This window comes from Tateyamaria pelophila, assembly GCF_019966495.1.
In the GTDB taxonomy this organism is placed as follows: Bacteria; Pseudomonadota; Alphaproteobacteria; order Rhodobacterales; family Rhodobacteraceae; genus Tateyamaria; species Tateyamaria pelophila.
Genome location: NZ_JAIMIA010000251.1, coordinates 1 through 2,793 on the forward strand (window position 1 = coordinate 1; position 2,793 = coordinate 2,793).

At 54.0% G+C, this 2,793-nt stretch carries 5 protein-coding genes and 1 pseudogene; 5 read left to right on the top strand and 1 reads right to left on the bottom strand.

Annotated features, from left to right (window positions below):
* On the bottom strand, window positions 1-260 hold a 260-nt coding region (locus LC354_RS27225), incomplete at its 3' end, for a transposase (RefSeq protein ID WP_223429066.1).
* A 208-nt stretch (window positions 261-468) separates the two neighbouring features.
* Here LC354_RS27225 and LC354_RS27230 point away from each other — a divergent pair.
* The 5 genes and pseudogenes from LC354_RS27230 to LC354_RS27250 form a co-directional block, all read left to right on the top strand.
* A complete protein-coding gene (locus tag LC354_RS27230; protein WP_223429067.1) occupies window positions 469-699 on the top strand; it encodes a hypothetical protein in 231 nt (76 codons plus the stop codon).
* A gap of 89 nt (window positions 700-788) precedes the next feature.
* On the top strand, window positions 789-1,145 hold the full coding sequence (locus LC354_RS27235; protein ID WP_223429068.1) for a hypothetical protein: 357 nt from the start codon (window positions 789-791) through the stop codon (window positions 1,143-1,145).
* Window positions 1,146-1,219: 74 nt separating this feature from the next.
* On the top strand, window positions 1,220-1,507 hold the full coding sequence (locus LC354_RS27240; RefSeq protein WP_223429069.1) for a DUF1330 domain-containing protein: 288 nt from the start codon (window positions 1,220-1,222) through the stop codon (window positions 1,505-1,507).
* 203 nt (window positions 1,508-1,710) lie between these two features.
* A complete protein-coding gene (locus LC354_RS27245; protein ID WP_223429070.1) occupies window positions 1,711-1,878 on the top strand; it encodes a hypothetical protein in 168 nt (55 codons plus the stop codon).
* A 657-nt stretch (window positions 1,879-2,535) separates the two neighbouring features.
* Window positions 2,536-2,721: pseudogene (locus LC354_RS27250) on the top strand (IS5/IS1182 family transposase); the annotation flags it as partial.
* Window positions 2,722-2,793 lie beyond the last annotated feature (72 nt).

Below are 2,793 nucleotides of genomic sequence, written 5' to 3' on the forward strand. Positions count from 1 at the left end.
GCCTCCCTCAAGATCAGTTTGTCCAGTGTCAGGTCCGAAACCGCACGCCGAAGACGCTCGTTCTCTTTCTGTAGTCGCTTCAGTTCCTTGAGCTGTTCTGTGCCCATTCCACCGTATTTCTTCTTCCAACGGTAATAGGTTTGCTCAGTCACGCTGATCTGTCTAATCGCATCAATCCGGGGCATGCCTTGCCCCATCAGAACTTCAACCTGCCGTAACTTCACGACAATCTCTTCCGGCTTGGGTCTCTTAATGGCCATCTCTGGTCCTCCGCTTTCCTAACTATAGGGGCGGACCACTTTAAAGGGGGAGGCTCACCGCGACCTTTCACTGTCGCAGGGCAGATCCGTAACGAAGCCCACCCCTCCGGATTAAAAAACACCACGTTTTTGATGATGCTGCCCGAAATCAGCAAATGGCCCCAGCGGAAATTCCAAAAGACGAACCGCAAAACGGCCTCGTTACGCAATGCAACAGTTGAAAAAGGCGATCAAAAGTGTGCTCGAAGAAACCAGGAACCGTATCGCCCCGATGCAATTGAGTGGTGAGGCTAAGATCGGTGCCAGCCCGAACAGTGTCAGTCAACATGGCGCACGCATCCTTTTTTCGCCTCGCCCAAGCGTTGAAATGGATTCAGGCAGCCACGGCTCGGATGTTCAATCCCTAAAAGCCGAAGACGGCCGCGCGTCGCGTTCATAAGATACAGACAGCCTCCTGTGCGAACAGTCCGCGCAGATGCTCAATGGGTCGCCGCCGACAGGCCGTAAATTCTCGCTGAAGGCAAAATCATGTCGGGGTTGACATGTAACGGTCGTCTCGCTTCTGTGATCAAAGAGCCAAAACAACCAATCGGGATGTTCTGGGATTGCCAGATTTACGACGTGAATGTGTTTATCAGTCTGACGGGTTTGCCAGACGATCCCAAGGCGAGCAAGATGGATGGCATGACGATCACAAGCGACACACAACGCCTCGCGGATCATGCCAAGTGGATTTCTTCCTGTCCTGCATGCGCGTCGTCCGCGCCAATCATCGGCCGTCATGGCAAACTGGGGGTCGAAACGGCACTGCACATACTTAACGATCAGGTCACCGCCAAATTTGGAGGCGTGGCCACCACAATAATCCCCGTAAGGCGGAGTTAACTCCGCCTGCCCTAGATCTGTCCTGCAGAGCGCGTTCCAACCCTGCCTCGCGACCAAAACAAATGGAGATTTAAATGCCCAAAGGTTACATTATCGGCCACATCACAGTGAACGATCCCGAGGCGTACAAAGAATATATCGAAAAAGACACACCGATCCTTCTGCGCTTGGGCGCAGTGCCGATCGTACGCGGCGGCCAGGCCACGCTTATGGAAGGTGAAGCCTACAACCGCCACGTAGTCTTCGAATTCCCATCTTACGCAGATGCGCTCGCCGCCTACAATGATCCGGACTATCAAGAGGTCGCCAAGATCCGGCACAGATCCGCAAACAGCACGATCATCGTTGTCGAAGGCACATAAACGTCCGACGCCAGTGCTCCCGACCCTGTATTCACTGCCAATGGGTCGCCGTAAAGCTCAGCTTTGGGCCCATACTGCCCACACTGCGCCTGTGTTGATTTGCGTTCCAATCATATCCATCGTTCCTATTGCATCAGTGTTGTTTCGCTCGGCGCAAAACGGCGTGTCCGCGCGTTACTTAATCAGGACGCAAGAAGGATGACTTGGACAACAACGACGAGAAGGCACTGGCCACCCGGAACCCGACCTTAAAAGAACGCAAAGCAAACGGTACCGTGAATTTTGCGCCCGGCATCAAGCGCGCCGCAACCATTAACCACGCGGGCCAACACCGCACGAACGATCCATATCGCGAGTCAAGACCACGATGATCCCGCTAACACGCCCCTTTGGGAAACCGTTCTCGCAACACTGGCGCACAGCTTGACCTCAACCGACATGGTGAAACCAGCTGTTCAGTCCCGGGATTTGGTGGGTCGGATTTAAGATGAGTCGACCTGGCTCCGAAGTTCAGATCTTGCAGGTGTAGTCGTAGGGCGTGAGGTCGTTGAGTGTCTTGCGCCGACGCGCATAGTTCCAGGCTGGCAAGACGTCCGCGAAGGGCGTGCGAGTTGGTCGTGACTGTTGTAGTGGTATCGCTGCGCCGTCGCCTCCTTGATCGTACTGTTCATCAGATCGACGTGGCCAGCGGTCCATGGATGGTTGGGTTCTGTCAGCCGCTGCTGTCTCTTATCTGCCTCGCAGACCAAGTGAAACGCATCGGCCGAGAATAAGGGGTGTTACGATTGCGGGGCTGTTCGGCGAACTGGATTCCGTTGTCCATTGCCCATGAACTGATTCAGCTGCCCTCGGCGGTTTGAACCTCCGCGATGTGTATGTGAAAAAATCGATGGAGTAGCACTTGAAGCGCTGCCGCTTCGGTTTGTCGCCTGCGACAAGCGGTAAACGTCTTGTTTTGTTGAAGAACTGTCCTTTGATCGGCGTGTGATTTGCTGCTTCAATTCTACTTTTGAGCGAGAGGATTGACGATTTTGGGACCCAGGCAGGAAGCGCGGGCGACGTTGTTCTATGCGTTTTCGTGGGAGGCCAGGTCCAGCAAAACCACCTTCTTCGGTCGATTGATCGGATCGTAGATCTGATTACTACTCTAGCGCACTTATCGGATTTCTACAGTCACACAGGTCGACTGTCCGATCGACCCTGAACTACGATTGAGCAACCCCACGTCTGGAAATTCGGATTTGGCATGATCACGCATCCTGGCATTCCCATTTGATATAGGCCTT

Coding starts and splice junctions, on each gene's coding strand:
- LC354_RS27240 (WP_223429069.1), top strand. CDS start 1,220: ATGCCCAAAGGTTACATTATCGGCCACATCACAGTGAACGATCCCGAG.
- LC354_RS27235 (WP_223429068.1), top strand. CDS start 789: ATGTCGGGGTTGACATGTAACGGTCGTCTCGCTTCTGTGATCAAAGAG.
- LC354_RS27230 (WP_223429067.1), top strand. CDS start 469: ATGCAACAGTTGAAAAAGGCGATCAAAAGTGTGCTCGAAGAAACCAGG.